Raw genomic sequence first — 24,025 nt, 5'->3', positions numbered from 1 at the left:
TAAGAAATACATTTTGCCAAGCAACCTACAAAAGTTTACTTAACAGATTTTTAGGTAGCTAGCATTCAAATTTATTACTTTAGTCACCTAATAAATTGTGAGATTGTTTTATCAAACCCTTATTTTATTTGGTCAAAACAAGGAGTCTACAATTAATCATTTAATAAAACAGAATTTGAAAAAAATAAAATTGATTTGGGATTTTAGAGGTGCCGATGCTCATAAAACTGCTGAACACCATGAAATACATTTGAAAGACTATGTGGCGCTTGAAAAAACAAACCTAAATATTACCGGCTATCAGCAACTAACTGAAATGCATAGTATTGCTTTTATGGTTGTTTCTGAAAATGAAATGATAACAGTTCGTGATGCCCTTAAGCCACATAGAGGCGAACTTTATAATAATCAGTCATGAACTTTAAATTTTTATTTTGCAGAAAATTATTACTACCATTCTTAGCTGTGTTGGTACTATATTCATGCAAAAATCAAGAGAATCAAATTAGGGTCAACCCTATGGATTATGTTCTCAATTCTGAGAATTCAAAAATTAAAAATGTATTAGATAGTGTTGCACAATTTGAAGTTCAAATTAGATATACCCATATTGACAGAAAAGATGATACTGTATATTTCACAGATTATGATTTTCAGGTAGATAGTTTAAATTATTTCTACCCAGCCAGTACAGTAAAATTTCCGGCAACCGTTGCTACACTAGAGAAATTAAAGGAAAACGATTCTATTAACCGAAATACTAGATTTTATATTGAAGGTGATTCTGTTGAAACCACATTTACAAAAGCAATCACTGAAATTTTTGCCGTCAGCAATAATTCGGCTAATAATCGCTTAATTGAATTTTTAGGGCAAGACGATTTGAATAAGAGAATGCGAAATAGAGGTATTGCACCCATTCGTATTGCACACCGTTTGGGTTTTGATTATGATGATACTGCGACTAGACCTTTAGTTATTTATCTGAATGACAGCACCACTGCAAACTATACGGGTACAATTAATGCCACGCCTAAGCCGCTTAACATTAATAGAATTCAAAAAGGTATTGGTTTTTACGAAGAGGATTCACTTATGCATGAACCCTTCAATTTCAAGCTAAAAAACTATTATCCGATTCAAACGCAACATGCACTTTTAAAAAGAATAATTTTTCCAGAGAAATTTGCACGGGAACAACGTTTCAATCTTAGTCAAGAACAGCGTGATTTTCTTCTAACTGCAATGTCTAAAACACCAAGGCAGGCGGGTTATGATAGTGATTCATTTTATGACGGATATAATAAATTTTTTATGTTTGGAGATACTAAAGAGAATATTCCTGAGCATATAAAAATCTATAATAAAATTGGAGGGGCATATGGCACTTTAACAGATAGTGCTTATATAATTGATTCTAAAAATAAAGTCGAATTCATGCTTACCGCTACTATACTGGTAAATAAGAATGGCATTTTCAATGATGATGATTATGAGTATGAAACCATCGGAATTCCTTTTTTAGCTGAATTAGGAAGGCAATTTTACAGCTATGAATTAACACATAAAGAAAATTCAAAACAATGAATCAAGTCTTACCGTAAGAAACCAGTATTTATTTTAATTCAAAAGCACACAATGATAAATTATAACCCAAAAAGTATACGAGCATTTATTGGCGCAAAGAATTACTCAGAATCTCGAGCGTTTTACAAAGACCTTGGTTTTGAAGAAATTGTATTGAGTTCAAATATGTGCCTTATTAAAGTAAATGATGCGCTTAGCTTCTATTTGCAGGACGCTTATGTGAAAAATTGGATTAATAACTCCATGTTATTCTTAGAAGTTGATGATGTAGAAAAGTGCAAAGTAGACTTATTGTCAAGAGGATTAACAGAAAAATACGCTACCGTTCGCTTTACTGAAATAAAAGAAGAAGACTGGGGTAAAGAAATTTTTATGCATGATCCGTCTGGCGTGCTCTGGCATTTCGGACAGTTCAATACTACAAAGTGAATTTTATCTTTTTCTGTTCAGAAACAATTTATCCAATAAAATATACCCAATTCGCCAATTTTAAATGTTGACAACAGATAAATCGAATAACTATCTTTGCTATTAACTTTACACAATACATTGTTGTCTGAATTATGAGCGAACCCAAATTAACCCGTATTAATAAGTACCTCAGCGAAGTAGGCTATTGTTCACGTCGGGCAGCCGACAAATTAATTGAACAAGGTCGTGTATCTATAAATGGTAGTGTTCCTGAAATGGGAACTAAAATTTCTGAGGGCGATGAAGTACGCGTTGATGGAGAATTAATTTCAGATTCGAATGAAAAACCTGTGTACCTTGCCTTTAATAAGCCCATTGGTATTGTTTGCACAACAGATAACAGAGTTGAAAAGGATAACATAATTGATTTCATTAATTATCCGAAACGCATTTTTCCTATTGGTAGATTAGATAAACCTAGCGAAGGTCTTATTTTCATGACTAACGATGGCGATATAGTGAATAAAATTCTACGCGCTAGAAATCATCATGAGAAGGAATATATTGTGATGGTTGACAAACCAGTTACTGAACATTTTCTTCGTAAAATGCGTAACGGGGTGCCAATATTAGATACGGTCACTAGAAAATGTGAGGTTGAAAAAGTAAACAATAATACCTTCAAAATTGTTCTAACACAAGGTCTTAATCGGCAAATACGTCGAATGTGTGAGTTTCTTGATTACCGCGTGAAAAAGTTACAGCGCGTTCGTATTATGAATGTGCAATTAGATGTGCCACTAGGCAAATATCGTGACCTTACTAAAGCTGAAATTGATGAGATTAATAGGCTGGTATCTGATTCTTATAAAACCCATGATAACTAGAATACTTCAAAGTAGTACTAATGCATCTTAGTTAAGAACCAACCTCCAACTATTTTAGCTTACGAAAAGGCTTTCCTTTTAATTGTTTCTAAAATGTTGAAAAAGGAAAAATTTTAACAGCAAATCCTCTTAATATTCACTAACTTAGGTACATATGTTGCGCTTTGTATTTAAAATTCGTCGCAAATGTTTTTTTAATTCAATACAATTATGATGAAAAAGACACAAAAATTAGTTTCAAAAAGTCGTGTATTTAATGTGCTAGTTGTAGTTCTTATGTTATTAGTTATAGGAAGCCCTAACGCATTTGCATTTCAGTCAGAAATTCAAAATGAAGAGGCTTCATTCAAAGAATACAAAGGTAAAATACTAGACAGTAATTCTAAAAAACCGCTGGTGTTTGCTACTATAGCGCTAATTGACAGTAATGTGAGTACTATAAGCAATTCTGAAGGAGAGTTTTCTTTAAAGATTCCTGAATCTGTAGCAGATGGCAAAGTACTTGTTTCATTTTTGGGTTATGCATCTCAAACATTATCGCTGAGTGAATTAAAAGCAAACGGCAATAAGATTTTATTAAATATATCAATTACTGAACTTTCAGAAGTAAATATAGAAGTGCCAAAAGATGCTGAAAATTTGGTGCGCGAAACACTTAAAAGAAAAGGCGAAAATTATTTTGAAGACCCTACGTTAATGACTGCCTTTTATAGAGAAACCATTAAAAAACGTAAAAGAAATGTTTCATTATCTGAAGCCGTAGTAAATATTTACAAAACCCCTTACACTAGTAGTCGCCGAGATGCCGTGCAATTATACAAAGCACGTAAAAGCACTGATTATGAGAAGTTAGATACCTTAACTCTTAAATTACAAGGAGGTCCTTTTAACACCCTATTTGTAGATGTGATGAAATACCCCGAGTATATTTTTACGGATGAGACCATTTCAGACTATGTTTATTCGTTTGATGGTTCTACCCGAGTCAATGATAAGTTAATTTACATTATAGATTTTAAACAACGAGAAGACCTGAAACACCCTTTATATAAAGGAAAATTGTATATAAACGCAGAAAACAAAATTCTTACTAGTGCCATCTACACCTTAAATATTACTGATAAAGATGAGGCATCAAGGCTTTTTGTGCGCAAAAAACCTAAAAACGCAAAAGTATGGCCTACTGAAGTAGCTTATAGGGTTGACTATCGTGAAAAAAAAAATAAATGGTATTATGGTTATAGTAATGTGATGTTAGAATTTAAAATTGATTGGGATAGAAAACTATTTAATTCAGTATATAGCATGACATGTGAAATGGCCGTTACCAACTGGAAGAAAAATCTTGATGGCAGTCTGCCAAAAGGAAAAGATAGAATAAGATCATCAATTATTCTTATTGATGAAGCTATCGGATTTTCTGATCCTGATTTCTGGGGTGCTCACAACATTATTGAACCAGAAAAATCAATTGAGTCGGCAATCAAAAAAATTCAGAGACAGCTTAAGCGTGCTAAACCTAGCGGAGGCACTGGTCTTTAATTTCAAAAATATCATAACCAAAATAAAAAGGGTGTTGCTTAAAAATAAGCAACACCCTTTTTATTTTGAAGCATCTAAAGTATTAATTCGCTACCTCACTAATAAACTTCAGACGGTACAATCGTAATTCTTCGTCTTCATAATCACCATCAAATTCTTCCATGGCATCATCTAAATCATCAGACTCTGCTTCAAGAAAGTATTCATGTATTTCTTCTTGTTGATCTTCATCTAGAACTTCATCTACCCAATAGGCCAAATTCAGTTTTGTGCCACTAAATACAATCTGCTCCATCTCCTTAATAAGTTCCGGAATTTCTAATCCTTTTGCTGATGCAATATCACTCAAGGGTAATTTGCGGTCAACATTCTGAATGATATACAGTTTCAGAGCTGAATTAGCACCAGTACTCTTTACAACTAAATCATCAGGCCTAATAACATCATTCTCTTCAACGTATTCCGAAATATATTGAATAAATGGCTTACCATATTTTTTAGCTTTGCCCTCACCTACCCCATGAATATTTAAGAGCTCTTCAATTGTTATGGGGTATTTCAGCGCCATATCATCTAATGAAGGATCTTGAAATACTACAAAAGGTGGTACTCCTAATTTATCTGCTTGTGCTTTTCGCAACGACTTTAGCTGTTTTAATAATTTTTCATCGGTAGCACCTGTGCTTTTCTCTGCACCTACAATATCTTTAGTGTCAGTTTCTTCATAAGCATGGTCATGCGTCATCATAAATGATTCTGGCTTCTTTAAAAAAGCTTGGCCCAAATCCGTTATATTTAAAATACCATATTGCTCTATTTCTTTCTTCAATAATTTCGCAACTAACACCTGACGAATTAACGCCATCCAGAACCCTTTGTCTTTATTAGCACCGGCTCCAAATATCTCTTTCTCATTAGCCTTATGTGATTTGATAAGCGCATTCACATTACCCAAAAGAGTATTTACTACTTCTTTGGATTTGAATTTTTCATTGGTCTCTTGAACAGCAGTAATTAATTTAATCACCTCATCCTTAGCTTCTTGCCTAGGTTTTGGATTCCGAGCATTGTCATCCATATCAGCCCCATCACCATTTACCTCATCAAACTCTTCACCAAAATAATGCAGCATGAATTTTCTACGTGACATAGATGTTTCAGCATAGGCTACAACCTCTTGTAAAAGTGCATTTCCAATTTCTTGTTCAGCCACTGGTTTATTAGACATGAATTTTTCTAATTTTTCAATGTCTTTATAAGCATAGAATGCTAAGCAATGCCCCTCACCGTCATCACGACCAGCCCTACCTGTTTCTTGATAATAACTTTCAATACTCTTAGGTATGTCATGGTGAATTACAAAACGTACATCTGGCTTATCTATACCCATTCCAAAGGCAATAGTTGCAACCACTACATCAACATCTTGCATCAAGAACATATCTTGGTATTTAGATCGCGTTTTAGCATCAAAACCAGCATGATACGGAACAGCACTAACACCATTCACCTGAAGCACCTGAGCTAATTCTTCTACTCGTTTACGACTTAAACAATATATAATACCAGACTTACCAGCATTCTTTTTTACAAATCGAATAATATCTGAATCTACTTGAGAGGTTTTTGGGCGTACCTCATAATATAAATTAGGCCTATTAAATGAAGCTTTAAAAACTTTAGCATCTGTTATTCCTAAATTTTTAATTATATCTTCTTGTACTTTAGGTGTTGCAGTAGCCGTTAAACCTATTATTGGTATATTTTCACCTAACCGACTTACAATTGACCTTAAGTTTCGGTATTCTGGTCTAAAATCATGACCCCATTCAGAAATACAATGAGCCTCATCAACAGCTACAAAAGAAACTTTTACAGACTGAAAGAATTCAACATTCTCGTCTTTAGTTAATGATTCTGGCGCAACATAAAGCAGTTTGGTTACTCCATTAACAATATCTTCTTTTACTTGTTTTATTTCAGTTTTGTTCAAAGATGAGTTGAGTACATGAGCAATGCCATGTTCAGACGAAATACCACGAATGGCATCTACTTGATTTTTCATCAAAGCAATTAATGGCGATACAACAATTGCAGTACCCTCTTGCATTAATGCTGGCAACTGATAGCAAAGTGATTTACCACCACCTGTTGGCATTATCACAAATGTATTATTACCTTGAACTATATTTTGGATTACGCCTTCTTGTAGTCCTTTAAACTTATTGAAGCCAAAGTACTTTTTTAAGGGTGCATGTATATTTATTTCCTTCAAAACGGGGTTTTAGTTTTACAATTTAGTAACGCAATTCTTACTGATTGAAAAGTATAGTTTGAGAAGATTGGTGTCATTTTTAGTTAGCTAGCACATATAATATCAATTGATTATAACAATTATCACAGTATACGCTTAGATTACTTAATTTTGTATTCATATAAATATAAAACATTCTTTTAAAAATGTTTACATATTATGAGAGTTTTATTAATTAGTGAAACGAACACCTACTTTATTCTTGAGTAATACAGAACAAATTTTACAATTAGCAAAGAAAACGATTTTTGATGAAGCGGCAGCTATTCAAAATCTAGCAAATTTATTAGACAATGATTTTACTAAAATAGTTGAGTGCATTATTGCATCAAAAGGTCGTGTAATAGTATCGGGTATTGGAAAAAGTGCAATTGTGGCGAGCAAAATAGTTGCAACCTTGAATTCTACTGGTACTCCGGCAATTTTTATGCATGCAGCTGATGCTATACATGGCGACTTAGGCACCATTCAAGAAAACGATGTAGTTATTTGTATTTCAAAAAGTGGAAATACCCCTGAAATTAAAATGTTGGTACCGCTAATAAAACGAGGAAGCAATATTTTAGTAGGCATGACCGGTAAAACGGATTCATTTTTAGCAAATCATTCAGATTTTGTTTTGAACACGTATGTAGAAAAAGAAGCTTGCCCAAATAATTTGGCCCCAACTACTAGCACAACAGCACAAATGGTAATGGGAGATGCACTTGCCATTTGTCTATTAGACATAAAAGGGTTTGATAGTGCTGATTTCGCTAAATATCATCCTGGGGGCTCACTTGGTAAGAAATTATACTTGAGAGTTTTAGATATTTCAAAAAACAATCAAAAACCGATGGTTGCACACGATGCGGATATTAAAGATGTAATTATTGAAATATCTGAAAAAATGCTTGGCGCAGCTGCAGTTCTTCAAGACAATAAGGTTGTTGGTATAATTACAGATGGTGATATCAGACGCATGCTTAATAAATTTGATAGCATAAATGGATTACAAGCCAAAGACATCATGACATCAAATCCGAAAACAATATCAACGCAAGTATTAGCAGTTGAAGCACTTAAAATAATGCAAGAAAAAGGCATCTCACAATTATTGGCTGTAGATGGCATAAAATATTCAGGCGTTGTACATTTGCACAACTTAATCAACGAAGGCATCCTATAATGGCAAAGAAAAATACAAAATCTCCAGATGAAATGTCATTTTTAGATCATCTAGAGGAATTACGCTGGCATTTAATTCGTTCAGTTTTAGCAATTGTCATTATTGCTAGTGTCGCACTTTTAATGAGTGATTTTTTGTTTGACACCATTCTTTTTGGACCTAAAAGCATGGATTTTCCGACATACAGATTTTTATGCAAAATGGGTAATTTTGTAGGTATTGAATCTGATTTTTGTGCTGATGAATTACCCTTTATTATTCAAAGTCGTGAAATGTCAGGGCAATTTTCTGCTTATATCTGGACCTCAATCTGGGTTGGTTTTATAGTAGGGTTTCCGTATTTACTGTACGAAATGTGGAAGTTTATAAGCCCAGGCCTGCACCCAAATGAGCGTAAACATTCTAGAGGTTTCATTTTTACCGCTTCCCTCCTCTTTTTTACCGGGGCATTATTTGGTTATTATTTAGTGGCACCACTTTCTATTAATTTCTTAGGAACTTTTACCGTAAGTTCTCAAGTAAGTAACAATATAGATTTAGCGTCTTTCATTTCTACCGTTAGAACATCTGTAGTTGCTTGCGGATTAATTTTTGAGCTACCGATTATTGTTTATTTTTTAACTAAAGTAGGACTAGTTACTCCTGAAATATTAAAAAAATATCGCAAAATCTCATTGGTAGTTGTATTGATTATTGCCGCTGTAGTTACTCCTCCAGATGTTGTCAGTCAAATATTAGTAGCTCTACCAATATTGGTTTTATATCAAATTAGTATCTACATTTCTAGAAGAGTATTGAAGAATGAGGCTAAGAGAGAGGCGAAATTAGCCGCTAAGCGTGCCAAAAAAAGTTAAAAAACATAGTGTTTCGAGATAAAGTCGAAGTATATGTTTTAGATTTGAAATCATGAAGTTAAGAGCTGAAAATATCATGAAGACCTATAGTGGCCGAAGGGTTGTTAAAGGTATTTCTTTGGAAGTAAATCAAGGGGAAATTGTTGGATTACTAGGGCCAAATGGTGCTGGTAAAACTACTTCGTTCTACATGATTGTTGGTCTAATTAAACCCAACGGCGGAAAGATATTTTTAGATGACATGGAAATTACCAACTTCGCCATGTATAAACGTGCGCAAAATGGAATTGGTTATTTGGCGCAAGAAGCTTCGGTTTTTAGAAAACTGAGTATCGAAAAAAACATTATGAGTGTGCTTCAATTAACTAAAATGAGCAAGAAAGAGCAGCTCATGAAGATGGAAGCACTAATTGAAGAATTTAGCCTAGGTCATATACGCAAAAGCCGAGGTGATTTACTTTCAGGTGGTGAACGTCGAAGAACAGAAATTGCACGTGCTCTTGCTACAGACCCAAAGTTTATATTACTAGACGAACCTTTTGCTGGGGTTGACCCTGTTGCTGTTGAAGACATTCAAACCATTGTGGCTCAATTAAAAGATAAGAACATTGGTATATTAATCACAGATCATAATGTACAAGAAACCTTAGCCATCACTGAGCGCTCATACCTAATGTTTGAAGGTGGAATATTAAAATCTGGCGAACCCGAAGAACTCGCAGCCGATGAAATGGTGCGTAAAGTTTATCTCGGTAAAAACTTTGAACTACGTAAAAAGAAGGTTATTACTTAATTCGCCAACTAATTAAAACTTCGAAGCCTGCTTAATCATTTTATAAAGCACAGGTGGATTCAATTTTGAGCCGTCTTCAATTTTAATATGACGCATCTCTTTACCTGTACCCTCTAATAAATTGTTGGGATCATCAATATTATCAAATTCAAAAAAGCCCAAGTTTACGTGCTTTTTAGTGAATTGTAAATAACAGAAATCTTTTTCTGTTGCATAAACCGGTCGACTCCATTTAAAGTTTTCCGCCACTTCGGGGTTGGCTTTTGCAATTAACTCTCTAAGTGTACCGAGCATTTCTTTTTGCTCACTTGAAGCACCAGCAATATAATCCGTTACTTCTTTAATTTTATTCATGGTCGTTAGGTTGTATCGTATAAATTTACGAATTCTCGCTCTCCTACCCTAATAAACAGCCTATTTTGGCAGTCTCAGCGGTCTTATTTAAAATGGAACTTAATAGCCTGTGGTAACTAAATCAGCTTTCTGCAACCCAAATTGAAGTCAATGTGTTTGCTATTAATCAATTAGCATTCTTTGATTGCATATTTGCCACAATAGAACTTAAAATGTAGAAAATGATAATTAATGGCACTGCTATATATTTCATTGTAACTAAAAGAACAATGCTAATTATAATAAAAATGTATCGTAAGGCATTTTCTTTAAACCCCCACTTTTTGAATTTAAGCGCAAATAATTCAATATTAGAGTTTAAAAGATACGCGCTTAGTAGTGTTAAGCCGAGTAAGAACCATTCATTTAAAATTATATCGTTTAAAAATTCATTCGAATGGAAAATCATAATTAAGGGCAATGAGATAATTAATAGTGCATTTGCAGGTGTCGGCAACCCTATAAAACTATCTTGCTGGTTTTCATCTATATTAAATTTTGCCAATCTATATGCAGATGCCATGGTAATTAAAAATCCGAAAAAAGGTATTATTGAAACTTCCATGCTTGATGTACTTGCAGTTATATTCCAGCCACCTGTTTCAGCCATTCTTAACAGCTGATACATCACTATACCAGGCACAAGACCGCTTGTAATCATATCTGCCAATGAATCTAATTGTACTCCCAGTTCACTGCGCACATCTAAAAGTCTAGCTGCTAATCCATCAAAAAAATCAAAAAATATACCTAGAAACACAAAGATTGCTGCAATTTCAAGCTGATTATTAACTGCAAAAACACAGGCAATACATCCGCAGAAAACATTAAGTAGTGTAATAAAATTAGGAATATGCCTTTTCATATACTAGACCATTTTGGTAAAAATAATACAAATTACATTGCTTTTACCTAGTGCCATATTTTATTCGGATATTTGTACCCTACACCCAGATAAATCATTAATGCAGAAAGGTTTTCTTCTTGTTTTCATACTATTTTTTGGAGCTATTGCTTTTGCTCAGCAAGTAGAACTTTCGCCAGCTTCAAAAATAAGTGTTTTAACCTGTGGCCCTGGCGAGATATTATATACTGCTTTTGGCCATAGTGCTATACGTGTTCAAGACCCAGCTCAGAAAATTGATGTGGTCTATAATTACGGTGTTTTTGATGCTAGCGGAACACAATTCTACTATGAATTTTCGCAAGGAAGGATGGATTATTTGTTAGCCCGAAACTATTTTACCGATTTTCTATATGAATACAAAACGGAAGGTAGATGGGTAAAAGAACAAGAATTACATATTGATTTAGCAGAGCGAAACGCGTTGTTTCTGTTTTTAGAAAATAATGCGAGACCCGAAAATAGAGTCTATAAATATGATTATCTATTAAACAATTGTGCAACCAAAATATGGGACGTTCAAAAAGAAGTGTTTGGTGACAAACTTATTTATAACGAGCAATATATAGACACTACATATACTTTTAGAGAGCTCATGCGTCATAATTTACAGACCAATTCATGGGGGCAATTTGGTATTGATCTTGCCTTAGGCTCTGCAATAGATAGAAAAGCAACTCCGCTAGAGCATATGTTTTTACCCAAATATGTCAGCAAACAATTAAAAAGCACAAAATTAAATGGTCAACTCTTATGCCCTAACGAAACTGAATTAATAAGTGCTGTTGAACAAGATTCAGAAAGCAACTTTTTCTTGACACCACTTTTTTGGTTCGTTTTTGTTCTTATCATTACTATTTTAATAACCTATAAAGATTTCAAGAATAATAAGCGCAGCCGTTGGTTTGATTTTATCTTATTTTTTGTAATCGGCTTGCATGGTTTGCTCATTTTTTATCTTTGGTTTTTAACAGACCACATATGGACAGTCAATAATTTCAATATACTATGGCTATTTCCGCTAAACAGTTTTGCAGCCTTTTTTCTGCTTAAAAAAACGCCGCCAAATTGGCTTTTAAAATACCTAACATTCTTATTATTCTTAATTGTAATCATGCTAGTCTTGTGGATATTTAAGCTACAATCATTCTCAGTATTAATCATTCCTCTTTTACTAGTATTAATCACTCGTTATCTGTTTTTATACAACAGATTCTCTTTTAAACAATAAACCAAATGAATCTTGCAACAATAGAACGTATTTCCAAATCATACGGCGAATTGGTCTTGTTTGAAGACTTATCCTTCGGAATAAATAAGGATCAGAAAATTGCTCTAATTGCCAAAAATGGCACTGGAAAAACATCAATACTTAAAATTTTAGCAGGACTAGATTCAGCTGATTCTGGACAAGTAAATTTCAGAAAAGATATTAGAGTTTCATTTTTACAACAAGAGCCAGATCTTGATGCTAATCTAACTGTAGAGCAGGCAATTTTTGCATCTGACAATGAAGTTCTAAAAGTTATTGAGCGCTATGAAAAAGCACTTCAAAATCCTGAAAATGCAGATCTTTATCAGGCTGCCTTTGAAGACATGGAACGCTACCAAGCTTGGGATTTTGAAACACTATACAAACAAATTTTATTTAAACTAAAATTGGATGATTTATCTGCTAAAGTTGGAAAGCTTTCTGGCGGACAAAAGAAAAGACTTGCACTTGCAAATGCCCTTATTAACAAACCTGATTTATTAATTTTAGATGAGCCTACCAATCACCTTGATCTTGAAATGATTGAATGGTTAGAAGAATACTTTGCAAAAGAGAATCTATCACTATTTATGGTCACACACGATCGCTATTTCTTAGAACGTGTTTGTAATGAAATTATAGAATTAGATAACGGGCAACTTTATCCTTATAAAGGAAATTATAGTTACTACCTTGAAAAAAAGGAGGCGCGCATAGAGCAAGAAGATGTTGAACTACATAAATCTAAAAGACTTTTCAAAAAAGAGCTTGATTGGATGCGTCGTCAACCCAAAGCACGTACCACAAAATCAAAATCACGTATTGATGATTTTTCTGAGATCAAGGCACGAGCAGGCAAAAGAAGAGATGAGCATGAGGTGCAATTAGAAATTAATATGGACCGTATGGGGAATAAGATTTTGGAACTGCACAAGATTTCAAAATCATACCCCGGTAAAACTATTTTAAACCAATTTGACTATAATTTTCAGCGCGGTGATCGCATTGGTATTATTGGTAAAAACGGAACAGGAAAATCAACTTTTCTAAATATAATAACTGGTAAAGATCAACCAGATGCCGGTAAAGTTGTTACAGGTGACACACTTAAATTTGGTTACTACACGCAAAGCGGAATAGAAATAAAAGAAGGCCAAAAGGTGATTGATGTTATCAGAGATTTTGGTGATTTCATTCCTCTAAAAAAAGGAAAACAAATTTCGGCACAACAACTTCTAGAGCGCTTTCTTTTTGATAGAAAAAAGCAATATGATTTTGTTGCCAAATTAAGTGGTGGTGAAAGAAAGCGTTTGTATTTATGTACGGTGTTGATTCAGAATCCTAATTTTTTAATATTAGATGAACCTACTAATGACCTTGATATTGTAACGCTCAATATTCTCGAAAACTTTTTATTAGATTTTCCAGGATGTTTAATTGTTGTTTCGCATGATCGATATTTTATGGACAAAATTGTAGACCACCTTTTTGTATTTCAGGGCGAAGGTGAAATTCTTGATTTTCCGGGTAACTATTCAGATTATCGTGATTATGAAAATAGTTTACTACTTGCAGACCGTGCACAAAAGGATGCTGACAAGCAGGAAGCCAAAGAGAAAAAATCTTGGAAAAAAGAAGACCAAAGTAGTAAACTAACCTACTCTCAACAGAAAGAATATAACAAGCTTGAAAAAGAAATTCAACAACTTGAAAGTAAAAAAGAAAAGATTCAGCATCGTTTTACAACAGAAACCATAGAAGGTGAATTAATTGAAAAACTTTCTAATGAGTTAAAACAGGTAATAGATTCTATTGAACAAAAAACTGAACGCTGGTTTGAACTATCAGCAATTGTTGAAGGCTAATTAACATGTCACTATTTTTTAATCGTTTAAAATTCTTAGCGTCTGCAACCAATCAACATGGGTTGCACTCCCCTTTTGTTTTTAATTATATTACTAAATGTATCTATCATAAAAAGACATACAAACAATCAAAAACAATAGATGTCTTACTAAAAAGCATTGCTTATTTTAACTATCAAAATATACAAGTTATTGGCAATACTATAGTGAGGGACTTGATACGTCAAAAATTCAAAAACTGTAATTTTGATGAAAATAAAATTGACTTGATGTATGCTGATGAATTAACACCTAAGGTATTTAATGTCTTTTTATCCGAAGAAAAAACACATAATAATTCAATGCTTTTAATCAATAGCATTAACAAAAATAAAAATACATTAAAGCAATGGCAGCAAATTGTAGCTGCTGAAAAGGCGACCGTAACAATTGACTTTTTTAGTTGTGGTGTTGTATTTAAACGAAAAGAACAAGTTAAAGAACATTTTAAAATTAGACTTTAAACAAGTAATTTTAGAAATATGGACAAATCAATTTATTATATAGCAGGAGGTTTATTTGCAATTTATCTTTTTATATCTATGCGAAATAGAAATCGTTCAAAAGAACGAAAGTCTAAAAAATTCATGGAAGGCAATACCCGTAGCGACAGAAAAAAAGAAGAATAAAAAAGTTGAAATAGATTTTAATCGAATTCATAGCATTTAAACTTTTAGCATGAAAATTTATACTAAGACCGGTGACAAAGGACAAACCTCATTATATGGTGGTACGCGTGTTTCAAAACACAATCTTAGAATTGATGCACTCGGTTGTGTAGATGAGTTAAACTCTTGGCTAGGTCTACTTAAAGACCAAGAAATAGATGCAAATTATAAAGTTGATTTATTAAACATTCAACATAAACTATTCATAATAGGTGCCATTTTGGCAACTGATCCTGAAAAAGCAATTTTAAAATCTGGCGAAGAGCGTTTGAATATTAATAAAATAGACGCAGCGGATGTTAGTTTTTTAGAAAATGAAATAGACCTTATGAATGAAGTGCTTCCTGAAATGACGCATTTTATACTTCCTGGCGGTCATACTACGGTATCATATTGCCATATTGCTCGTACAGTTTGTCGGCGAGCAGAACGCAGCGCATCTACTTTAAATGAGCATCAAACCATTGATAGTAAAGTGCTTTCTTATTTAAATCGATTATCTGATTATTTGTTTGTCTTGGCACGAAAATTGTCACTTAGTCTTAATGTGGATGAAATAAAATGGATGCCCGCCAAAAAAGGCTAATAATTCCCTAATTTCTCCGTTATCAAATTATTAACGTCGGAATAATTGTACAATCTGAACAAAATAAGTCCAAAATAGCTTGTAGGTGTCAGTAATAAAATTATTTTTGCAAAAATTTAAAAATCAAACTACTACCATGTATTGGACATTAGAATTAGCATCTTATTTAAGTGATGCACCCTGGCCCGCAACAAAAGACGAACTAATAGATTACTCTATTAGAACCGGAGCTCCTCTAGAAGTAGTGGAGAATCTACAATCAATGGAAGAAGAAGGTGGAGAAATTTACGAATCTATTGAAGAGATTTGGCCAGACTACCCTACCGAAGAAGACTACCTCTGGAACGAGGATGAATATTAAAATATAGACCTAATGTGTCGTAAAAGTCTCTTCGGAGGCTTTTTTTTTATGTAATTTTGTCAGCTATTAAAGATCTTTTCTAAGAAAATCAGAACTGGAATACCATTTGCTTTACTGATAACAATAATTTTTCAAGAAATCACTTGTAATTTTAAGTGGTTTAGAAATAACATGAACATATTATGAGTTTTATCAATTCTATCATAAAAACGTTTGTTGGCGACAAGTCTAAGAAAGATGTCAAAGAACTTCAGCCACTCCTCAATAAAATAAAATCATTTGAACAAGCCCTTGAAGGTCTTAGTATTGATGAGCTTCGGAATAAAACGTCAGAATTCAAGAATAAAATAAAAGAAAGCTACGCGACAGAAACGAGCAAAATTGAAGCGCTTAAAGAAGAAGTACAAGCTTCAAAAGATATTGACAAAAATGAAGATATCTATGCTGAAATAGATAAGCTAAAAGATGAAATCTATGCGATTTCTGAAAATACCTTAAATGAAATTCTACCTGAAGCCTTTGCCGTTGTAAAAGAAACTGCAAAGCGTTTTGTAGCTAATGAAACCTTAACTGTTATAGCCTCTGAGAGAGATAGAGAACTTTCAGCAACTAAAGATTACGTAACCTTAGACGGCGATAGTGCCCTTTGGAAAAACTCTTGGAATGCCGCTGGTAAAGAAGTTACCTGGGATATGATTCATTATGATGTGCAATTGATTGGTGGTATTGCAATGCACCAAGGTAAAATTGCCGAGATGCATACGGGTGAAGGTAAAACCTTAGTTGCTACTTTGCCATTATACTTAAATGCTCTTTCCGGCAATGGTACACATTTAGTTACAGTGAATGATTATCTCGCCAAACGTGATAGTGCTTGGATGGCGCCTATTTTTGAATTTCACGGACTTACTGTTGATTGTATAGATTACCACAGACCTAATTCTGATGGTAGACGTGCTGCTTATAATGCAGATATTACATATGGTACTAACAATGAATTTGGATTTGACTACCTACGTGACAATATGGCTCATACGCCAAAAGATTTGGTTCAACGTCCACAAAATTTTGCAATTGTAGATGAGGTAGATTCAGTTTTAGTAGATGATGCCCGTACACCATTAATTATTTCAGGTCCAGTACCTGAAGGTGAACGCCATGAATTCAATGAATTAAAACCGAAAATTTCTGATATCGTTCAGAAACAAAAACAATATTTAACTGGCGTTCTTGCTGAAGCTAAAAAGAAAATTTCTGAAGGTGACACCAAAGAAGGTGGTTTCCTTTTATTACGTGTGCATAGAGGTCTTCCGAAAAACAAAGCGCTTATAAAGTACTTGAGTGAAGAAGGTATAAAGCAATTATTGCAAAAAACCGAAAACTACTATATGCAAGATAACAACCGAGAAATGCCGGTTGTTGATGAAGAATTGTTATTCGTAATTGAAGAGAAAAACAATCAAATTGAACTTACTGATAAGGGTATTGAATATATTTCTGGTGATAAAGAAAATAAAGATTTCTTCGTTATGCCTGATATTGGTGGTGAAATAGCAAAGATTGAAAATCAGAATCTTGATATTGAAGAAGAAGCCGAGCTCAAAGATGAATTGTTTAGAGAATTTGGTGTAAAAAGTGAGCGCATTCATACTATGCGTCAATTATTAAAAGCCTATACCCTATTCGAAAAAGATGTTGAGTATGTAGTGATGGATAACAAGGTGATGATTGTAGACGAACAAACCGGTCGTATTATGGATGGTCGTCGGTATTCAGACGGACTTCACCAAGCCATTGAAGCAAAAGAAAATGTAAAAATTGAGGCCTTAACTCAAACCTTTGCTACGGTTACGTTACAGAATTATTTTAGAATGTATCGAAAGCTGTCAGGTATGACAGGTACTGCCATTACAGAAGCTGGTGAATTTTGGGAAATCTACAAGTTAGATGTGATGGAAATCCCAACAAACAGACCTATCGCTCGTGATGATAGACACGATTTAATTTATAAAACGAAGCGTGAAAAATACAATGCTATTATTGATGAGGTTACCAAACTTTCGCAACAAGGCAGGCCGGTACTAATTGGTACAACTTCAGTTGAGATTTCTGAATTGCTTTCACGTATGTTGCATATCAGAAAGGTTGAGCATAATGTTTTGAACGCCAAATTGCATAAAAAAGAAGCCGATGTTGTTGCCGAAGCTGGTAATGCAGGTATTGTTACAATAGCTACTAACATGGCAGGTAGAGGTACCGATATTAAATTATCAAACCAAGTAAAAGAAGCAGGTGGTTTAGCAATTGTAGGTACTGAAAGACATGATTCAAGACGTGTTGATAGACAGTTACGTGGTCGTTCAGGTCGTCAAGGTGATCCAGGAAGCTCACAGTTTTACGTGTCATTAGAAGATAACTTGATGCGCCTTTTTGGTTCTGACCGTGTTGCTAAAATGATGGATAAAATGGGACTTGAAGATGGTGAAGTAATTCAGCATTCAATGATGACCAAATCTATTGAACGTGCACAGAAAAAAGTTGAAGAAAACAATTTTGGTGTTCGTAAGCGATTACTTGAGTATGATGATGTAATGAACGCACAACGTGAAGTTGTATACAAAAGAAGACGTCATGCGCTTCAAGGTGAACGTCTTAAAGTAGACATTGCCAATATGGTATATGATACCTGTGAAGTAATTGCTGAAACAAATAAAAATGCAAGCGACTTTAAAAACTTTGAGTTCGAACTTATAAAGTACTTCTCAATTACTTCGCCAATTTCTGAAGATGAGTTTTCAAAATTAGGCTTTCAAGAAATTACTAATGCTGTATACAAATCAGCTTACAATCATTATCAAAGTAAGATTGAACGTAATGCTGCAACAGCATACCCAGTAATTAAAAAAGTTTATGAAGACAATGCGAATAAATTTGAACGTATTGTAGTTCCCTTTACTGATGGAATTAAAACTTTAAATGTTGTTACCAACCTTCAAGACGCATATGATAGTGAAGGCAAAGAATTAGTGACAGATTTTGAGAAAAACATCAGTTTAGCCATTATTGATGATTCTTGGAAAACACATTTACGTAAAATGGACGAATTGAAACAATCAGTTCAATTAGCAGTTCATGAGCAAAAGGATCCATTATTGATTTATAAGTTTGAAGCTTTTGAGTTGTTTAAAGCAATGATTGAGAAGGTAAATAAAGAAGTTGTTTCTTTCTTATTTAAGGGGGAATTACCAAGTGGTAACCCAAATGAAATTCAAGAGGCGCGACAAGTGCAACGTCCTAAAGAAAATATACAAACATCTAAAGCAGATATACCGAATAGCGACGAATTAGCTGCACTTAATAGAGCGGCTGGACAAAGTCAAGGTCAGCGCCCTCAAGTCACAGAAACCATTATTCGTGATACACGAAAAATAGGACGAAATGAACGAGTCACTATTAAAAACATAATGTCTGGTGAAAACAAGACCCTAAAATATAAACAAGCTGAAGTCTTAATTGAAAAAGGCGAATGGGTTTTGACAGAAGAGTAAATAATACATAATGTAGTAACTAAGGCGATGTAATACATCGCCTTTTTTTATGCTCAAAAATTAAAACAAATCATATTCAATCAAAATTCTATATATTTAAGTGAAACTTTAAAATATTGAAAATGACAACAAGCCGTAGAAAATTTATCACTTCAATAAGTATGTTAGCCGCAAGTTCGGCCATGCCTATTCACGCATTTGATTTTGGAAAAGAAGAAAAATTAAAAGTAGTATTGGTCGGAACAGGAGTACGTGGTTCAGGTTTTTGGGGGAAAAGATTGGTTGATGAGTATTCAGATTTGTTGGAATTTGTAGGATTGTGTGATATCAACCCTGGAAGGTTAGAGTATGCCAAAGAATTTATTGGTGTTAAATGCAAAACTTATTCAGATTTTGAGAAAATGATCAACAAATCTAAGCCTGATTTAGTTATTGTAACGACCAAAGATTCAACGCACCACGAATATATCATAAAAGGTCTAGAAATGGGTTGTGATGTACTCACAGAAAAGCCCTTGACTACAGATGAGACAAAATGTCAAGCAATATTAGACGCTGAACGAAAATCTGATAAAAAACTAATTGTCGGATTTAATTATAGATGGAGTCCGTACGCAACGAAAATAAAAGAATTGTTACAGAATAATAGTATTGGCGAATTGACTTCGGTTGATTTTCATTGGTATTTGAATACTTATCACGGTGCCTCATACTTTAGAAGATGGCATGGTCAAATGGAAAGTGGTGGGTCACTTTGGGTACATAAATCAACGCATCATTTCGATTTATTGAACTGGTGGATCGATTCAGACCCAGAAGAGGTTTTTGCTTATGGTGATTTAGAACATTATGGTAAAAACGGGCCCTTTCGTGGTTCAAATTGCAGAAGTTGTGAACACAAAACTAAATGCGATTACCATTGGGATATAACCAAAGATGAACATGCGATGAAACTTTATGCCAACAATGAAGAGCATGACGGATATATTCGTGACAACTGTCTATTTAGAGAGGAAATAGATATTTACGATAAAATGTCGGCCCAAGTTAAATACAAAGACAATACGGTACTTAATTATTCATTGACCACTTATTCACCAATCGAAGGTTGGAGAGTAGCGTTCAACGGTACTGAAGGTCGAATTGAAGCCTGGCTTGATATTCCTTATACCAAAAAAGTCTCAGTTGATCAAGAAGAATTGCATAAGGCAGAAATGAAACAATCAGGTGAAGAAATGTTTGACCTTGAACCTATTATTGTTCATAAAAATCGTCAAGATTTTGAAACTATTGAAGTGAAGACATCAAGAGCCGGTCATGGTGGTGGCGACAAAAAATTGCAAGATTCAATGTTCAGAAATACCGGAGTTGAAGACGAATTCGATAGACCCGCCGGAATTAGAGATGGCGCTATGTCAATATTAATTGGTATCGCTGCAAGACGCAGTATTGAAGAAAAAAAACCTATTAAAATTGGCGATTTAACAGATTTAGTTCCAGAAGAAAAGAGATTATCATGAAGTATCAAATAGTATTGGTCTTCCTTGCTATTTGTTTTTCTTCTTCTAATTTTTATGGTCAATCTGAATTGCCTAGAATAATTGTTAGCACCGATATTGGTGGTGATGATCCTGACGATTTTCAGTCAATGGTTCATCTTCTAATATATGCTGACAAATTTGACATTCAAGGTTTAATTAGTTCACCTCCAAGTATAGGTAGAAAAAAAGATATCCTTGAGGCCATAGATGCTTATGAGAAAGATTTTGAAGCATTACAGAAACATTCTAAAAATTATGTAGCGCCAGAAATCTTAAGAAATCGCACTAAACAAGGAGCTTTAGACCCACAAACCCATGAGATTCCGCAAGAAGTATCCGAAGGAGCTAAGTACATTATAGAAAAGGCTATGGAAAATGAAACCAGCCCACTTTGGATATTGGTTTGGGGATCTATTACTGACGTGGCTCAAGCCGTACATCAAAATCCAGATATAAAAAAGAGAATTAGAGTATATTCTATTGGATCGTGGAACACAAGACAAGACCCAAAAGCGAGAGATTATCTTTATAAAAACCATGACGACTTATGGTGGATTGAAAATGACCATACGTTTAGAGGAATGTACCAAGGTGGATATCAAGATGATACTTACGGAAACATTTCTTTTGTCTCTACCGCTATAAAAAACCATGGTGCTTTAGGTAATCTTTTCTATCAAAAGAAAAAAGATATTAAAATGGGAGATACACCTTCTGTGCTCTATTTTTTATCAGGAGATATTAATGACCCATCCGATTCAAGTTGGGGTGGTTCATTTATTAAAAATTCTCATGGCTCTAATTATTGGGTAGACAACCCAGTAGATTCTCTTAAAACTGGGAATCATATTGGAGCCAAAACCGTTAGTAAACACAGAAAACTATTTTTAGATGATTGGAAAAAAAGAATGTTGTCGCTAACTGATAATCCATAGAAAGATGTTGACGCTCAATGTAATTAACTGTAATAAGTCTTGAAAAGAATGGAAAACATAGTTAGTTTTACTTCTTTAATTTGCATGCAACCATCGTAATCGTAGTTGTTGATTGGAAAAATTGCCCAAAAGAAACATATTTGTGCTATGGATAAAAAAGATATAATCATACAAAGTCAGCGTGCAAATCAGACTAGATTGATTATCCGTGTTTGTTATTTCAGCTCATTTTTTGCACTTATTTTTGGCACTCTTTGTTATTATGCACTGAATATTACTGAAGTCATACCTTTTGTTTTCTGGATATTTGGCACACTAAATCTTTTAAATGTAGTACTGTTCTCCGTTCATAAAAAGTTAGTTCTCACGTATAATATTACGTCAATAATGACCCTAGCGGGGGCAACTTTAATAACATTATATAGTGGTGGCATCAATAGTCCATTTATTTTTGTTTTAGCGCTAATAGTAGTCGCTGGTTATGTTTCTACCAAATCATATGGCAGTTTATATCTAAACCTCAACTTACTAATTATTTTGCTTATTTATTCTCAAAGTATTGTTGATTACAGTTTTACAACAAATGTTATACCTGAGCAATCAAGAAGCTTATTTGCTCTTGTTAGTGTTTTATTCTCTGTTTATTTAATAGGTGGTGTCTTTGGCAAAAACCTACTACACGCACATCATAATCTTTATAAAACTAAAAGAGAAATAGAAAGCCGAATTCATGAAAAAGAAACGCTTCTAAAAGAAATTCATCATAGAGTTAAAAACAATTTACAAACCGTTTCAAGCCTACTAAGTTTACAATCAAGAAACATAGAAGACCCTAAAATGAAAAGTATGATTAAAAGCAGCCAAAACCGTGTCATATCAATGGCCATGGTTCATGAAATGCTATACATGCGTGATGACTTATCAAAAATAGAATACAAATCTTATGTTACAGAATTAAGCGAATACTTAATTCGATCACTAAAAGGTACTGATAATAATATCAAATTGAATTTGAATATAGAAGATGTAAAGCTAGGTATTGACACTGCAATTCCTCTAGGCTTATTAATAAATGAGGCTATTACAAATTCTTTGAAGTATGGAATAAAAGATGATGCTGAGGGAGAAATAAATATTGAACTGAAAAAGGAAAAACTGAACGATTATGTATTAAATATAGGTGATGACGGTATAGGCATGTCTCAGGAAATTAACTATAAAAACACGAAATCACTCGGACTTAAATTAATCAACAACCTTACACGCCAATTAAGAGGAACTATTGAACGAGATCAATCGAAAAAAGGAACTAATTATATTATTCGTTTTAAAGAACTTGGTCAAAAAATACATGCCGTTGTTTAAAATATGTTCGGCATCTTCAACTAAAAAGCCATTTAAAACTAAAAAAACTCTGTTTTTTGTTAAAAACAGAGTTCACTAATATCTTTCGAGTTAGTTAGTTTTACTATTTTTTTACACGAACCTTTATAGGTTTCATCTGAGTTTTCTTCTTTTGAATAACAGTGAAAGCACCTAAAACTAAAGCGGTTACTGAAAGTGTTGTTACTAGTATCATCATCATATTTTAGATTAGTGCTAAACCAACTTAATTGATGGCCTCACATACTTTTATTAGTTCAATTATTATGCCAACTTTGGCTTATTGTTGCTATTTTTAAAACAAAGCCATTTTACACTTAGGCCTTCAAACTATACAAACGCTTAGCTTCTATATTATTGTTACCACTTATCTTAATCTTTTCACAATTGAGATAATAAAAAGTGCTACTATCCAAAAGAATACCCACTTTATTATGTTGCGCTTTATTTTCACTATTCCTATTATTTTTAGCTAGGGCTAACACTCCGATAATTATTACAAATACTATTGTGATTATTGCCTTCATGATTAGGGTTCACCTATTATGCTATACTGCTTTGTTTTTATAAATTTAGCTCCAATAAAAAGAGGTTAAACAATTAAAACGTCAAAAGCCATGTAATTTCGCTATCATGAAATAAATCAGGTTATTTCTTAAATCCATTATTAGTAACCTCAACTGAATCTATGGCACTACGTTTAATTTATTTAAGTATTAAGCTTGCTTAGCTCTGTTTCTCTTAGTTGTAAAAGACAAAGCCTTTTTAACTCTACTATTGCTTCTTCTGTACAAACGTGCAACTTCAGTATTCTTTTCAGCAGTAACCTCTTTTACTGTTGTCTCTGATGTTATAGTCATTTCTATAGCTTCAGTAGTAGTATCAATTGATGTTGCTTGAGCTTGTGCTGCTACTCCGATAAAAAGAACAAAAATTAAAGATGCGATAGTTTTCATGACTGTTTGCTTTATATATATAAAACCCACAGACCCCA

At 33.6% G+C, this 24,025-nt stretch carries 22 protein-coding genes; 18 read left to right on the top strand and 4 right to left on the bottom strand.

What is annotated here, in order from left to right; translation table 11 throughout:
- The first annotated feature begins 175 nt into the window (after nucleotides 1–175).
- The 5 genes from JQC67_RS10120 to JQC67_RS10100 all read left to right on the top strand — a co-directional run bounded on the left by JQC67_RS10120 (nucleotide 176) and on the right by JQC67_RS10100 (nucleotide 4,427).
- On the top strand, nucleotides 176–418 hold the full coding sequence (locus JQC67_RS10120) for a hypothetical protein (protein ID WP_203252692.1): 243 nt from the start codon (nucleotides 176–178) through the stop codon (nucleotides 416–418).
- A 101-nt stretch (nucleotides 419–519) separates the two neighbouring features.
- Entirely contained in the window at nucleotides 520–1,587 is a 1,068-nt protein-coding gene (locus JQC67_RS10115) for a serine hydrolase (protein WP_238934568.1), read from the top strand.
- A 51-nt stretch (nucleotides 1,588–1,638) separates the two neighbouring features.
- Nucleotides 1,639–2,016 carry a VOC family protein gene (locus tag JQC67_RS10110; RefSeq protein WP_203252690.1) on the top strand — a complete coding sequence of 126 codons (378 nt, stop codon included), beginning with the start codon at nucleotides 1,639–1,641 and terminating at the stop codon, nucleotides 2,014–2,016.
- Nucleotides 2,017–2,150: 134 nt separating this feature from the next.
- Nucleotides 2,151–2,885: a 23S rRNA pseudouridine(2604) synthase RluF gene (gene rluF, locus JQC67_RS10105; protein WP_203252689.1), complete on the top strand. Its 735-nt coding sequence runs from the start codon at nucleotides 2,151–2,153 to the stop codon at nucleotides 2,883–2,885.
- Between the two features lie 210 nt (nucleotides 2,886–3,095).
- Entirely contained in the window at nucleotides 3,096–4,427 is a 1,332-nt protein-coding gene (locus JQC67_RS10100) for a carboxypeptidase-like regulatory domain-containing protein (RefSeq protein ID WP_238934566.1), read from the top strand.
- A gap of 82 nt (nucleotides 4,428–4,509) precedes the next feature.
- Here the strand turns inward: JQC67_RS10100 and JQC67_RS10095 are convergent, their stop codons facing one another.
- Complete coding sequence (locus tag JQC67_RS10095; protein WP_203252688.1) at nucleotides 4,510–6,702, bottom strand: RecQ family ATP-dependent DNA helicase; 2,193 nt, start codon at nucleotides 6,700–6,702, stop codon at nucleotides 4,510–4,512.
- A 241-nt stretch (nucleotides 6,703–6,943) separates the two neighbouring features.
- Here JQC67_RS10095 and JQC67_RS10090 point away from each other — a divergent pair, with 241 nt between their 5' ends.
- From JQC67_RS10090 to lptB, 3 genes are read left to right on the top strand one after another with little or no spacing between them, the layout of a single operon-like run.
- Complete coding sequence (locus tag JQC67_RS10090; RefSeq protein ID WP_203253241.1) at nucleotides 6,944–7,909, top strand: KpsF/GutQ family sugar-phosphate isomerase; 966 nt, start codon at nucleotides 6,944–6,946, stop codon at nucleotides 7,907–7,909.
- Nucleotides 7,909–8,763 (top strand): twin-arginine translocase subunit TatC, encoded by an 855-nt coding sequence (gene tatC / locus JQC67_RS10085; RefSeq protein ID WP_203252687.1) that lies wholly within the window; start codon nucleotides 7,909–7,911, stop codon nucleotides 8,761–8,763. The genes JQC67_RS10090 and tatC overlap by 1 nt, the downstream gene beginning before the upstream one ends.
- 52 nt (nucleotides 8,764–8,815) lie before the next feature.
- Entirely contained in the window at nucleotides 8,816–9,556 is a 741-nt protein-coding gene (lptB, locus tag JQC67_RS10080) for an LPS export ABC transporter ATP-binding protein (RefSeq protein WP_203252686.1), read from the top strand.
- A 12-nt stretch (nucleotides 9,557–9,568) separates the two neighbouring features.
- Here lptB and JQC67_RS10075 read toward each other — a convergent pair whose 3' ends face one another.
- Together JQC67_RS10075 and JQC67_RS10070 are read right to left on the bottom strand one after the other, a co-directional pair.
- Nucleotides 9,569–9,910, bottom strand: coding sequence for a DUF1801 domain-containing protein (locus JQC67_RS10075; RefSeq protein ID WP_203252685.1), 342 nt, complete (start codon nucleotides 9,908–9,910; stop codon nucleotides 9,569–9,571).
- Nucleotides 9,911–10,076: 166 nt separating this feature from the next.
- Nucleotides 10,077–10,814, bottom strand: a complete 738-nt coding sequence (locus JQC67_RS10070) for a CDP-alcohol phosphatidyltransferase family protein (RefSeq protein WP_203252684.1) — start codon at nucleotides 10,812–10,814, stop codon at nucleotides 10,077–10,079.
- A gap of 13 nt (nucleotides 10,815–10,827) precedes the next feature.
- Between JQC67_RS10070 and JQC67_RS10065 the strand changes: the two genes are divergently transcribed.
- From JQC67_RS10065 to JQC67_RS10020, 10 genes are all read left to right on the top strand, one after another.
- Complete coding sequence (locus tag JQC67_RS10065) at nucleotides 10,828–12,084, top strand: lipoprotein N-acyltransferase Lnb domain-containing protein (protein ID WP_238934564.1); 1,257 nt, start codon at nucleotides 10,828–10,830, stop codon at nucleotides 12,082–12,084.
- 5 nt (nucleotides 12,085–12,089) lie between these two features.
- Nucleotides 12,090–13,970 (top strand): ABC-F family ATP-binding cassette domain-containing protein, encoded by a 1,881-nt coding sequence (locus JQC67_RS10060; RefSeq protein ID WP_203252682.1) that lies wholly within the window; start codon nucleotides 12,090–12,092, stop codon nucleotides 13,968–13,970.
- Between the two features lie 5 nt (nucleotides 13,971–13,975).
- Nucleotides 13,976–14,473, top strand: a complete 498-nt coding sequence (locus JQC67_RS10055; RefSeq protein WP_203252681.1) for a hypothetical protein — start codon at nucleotides 13,976–13,978, stop codon at nucleotides 14,471–14,473.
- Nucleotides 14,474–14,491: 18 nt separating this feature from the next.
- Entirely contained in the window at nucleotides 14,492–14,638 is a 147-nt protein-coding gene (locus JQC67_RS10050) for a hypothetical protein (protein WP_203252680.1), read from the top strand.
- Between the two features lie 49 nt (nucleotides 14,639–14,687).
- Nucleotides 14,688–15,263 carry a cob(I)yrinic acid a,c-diamide adenosyltransferase gene (locus JQC67_RS10045; RefSeq protein WP_203252679.1) on the top strand — a complete coding sequence of 192 codons (576 nt, stop codon included), beginning with the start codon at nucleotides 14,688–14,690 and terminating at the stop codon, nucleotides 15,261–15,263.
- Nucleotides 15,264–15,399: 136 nt separating this feature from the next.
- Nucleotides 15,400–15,624 (top strand): DUF2795 domain-containing protein, encoded by a 225-nt coding sequence (locus JQC67_RS10040; protein WP_013994285.1) that lies wholly within the window; start codon nucleotides 15,400–15,402, stop codon nucleotides 15,622–15,624.
- Between the two features lie 182 nt (nucleotides 15,625–15,806).
- The gene (gene secA / locus JQC67_RS10035; protein WP_203252678.1) at nucleotides 15,807–19,172 is read left to right on the top strand and encodes a preprotein translocase subunit SecA; all 3,366 of its coding nucleotides are present in this window, start codon (nucleotides 15,807–15,809) and stop codon (nucleotides 19,170–19,172) included.
- Between the two features lie 122 nt (nucleotides 19,173–19,294).
- Nucleotides 19,295–20,692, top strand: a complete 1,398-nt coding sequence (locus JQC67_RS10030) for a Gfo/Idh/MocA family oxidoreductase (protein ID WP_203252677.1) — start codon at nucleotides 19,295–19,297, stop codon at nucleotides 20,690–20,692.
- A complete protein-coding gene (locus tag JQC67_RS10025) occupies nucleotides 20,689–21,648 on the top strand; it encodes a DUF1593 domain-containing protein (protein WP_203252676.1) in 960 nt (319 codons plus the stop codon). The genes JQC67_RS10030 and JQC67_RS10025 overlap by 4 nt, the downstream gene beginning before the upstream one ends.
- 147 nt (nucleotides 21,649–21,795) lie before the next feature.
- Complete coding sequence (locus JQC67_RS10020; RefSeq protein WP_203252675.1) at nucleotides 21,796–23,013, top strand: sensor histidine kinase; 1,218 nt, start codon at nucleotides 21,796–21,798, stop codon at nucleotides 23,011–23,013.
- A 734-nt stretch (nucleotides 23,014–23,747) separates the two neighbouring features.
- Here the strand turns inward: JQC67_RS10020 and JQC67_RS10015 are convergent.
- Nucleotides 23,748–23,987: a hypothetical protein gene (locus tag JQC67_RS10015; RefSeq protein WP_203252674.1), complete on the bottom strand. Its 240-nt coding sequence runs from the start codon at nucleotides 23,985–23,987 to the stop codon at nucleotides 23,748–23,750.
- Nucleotides 23,988–24,025 lie beyond the last annotated feature (38 nt).

Origin of the sequence: Aurantibacter crassamenti (genome assembly GCF_016811105.1) — a bacterium.
In the GTDB taxonomy this organism is placed as follows: Bacteria; Bacteroidota; Bacteroidia; order Flavobacteriales; family Flavobacteriaceae; genus Aurantibacter_A; species Aurantibacter_A crassamenti.
This window is presented reverse-complemented; position numbering and strand designations above follow the sequence as displayed.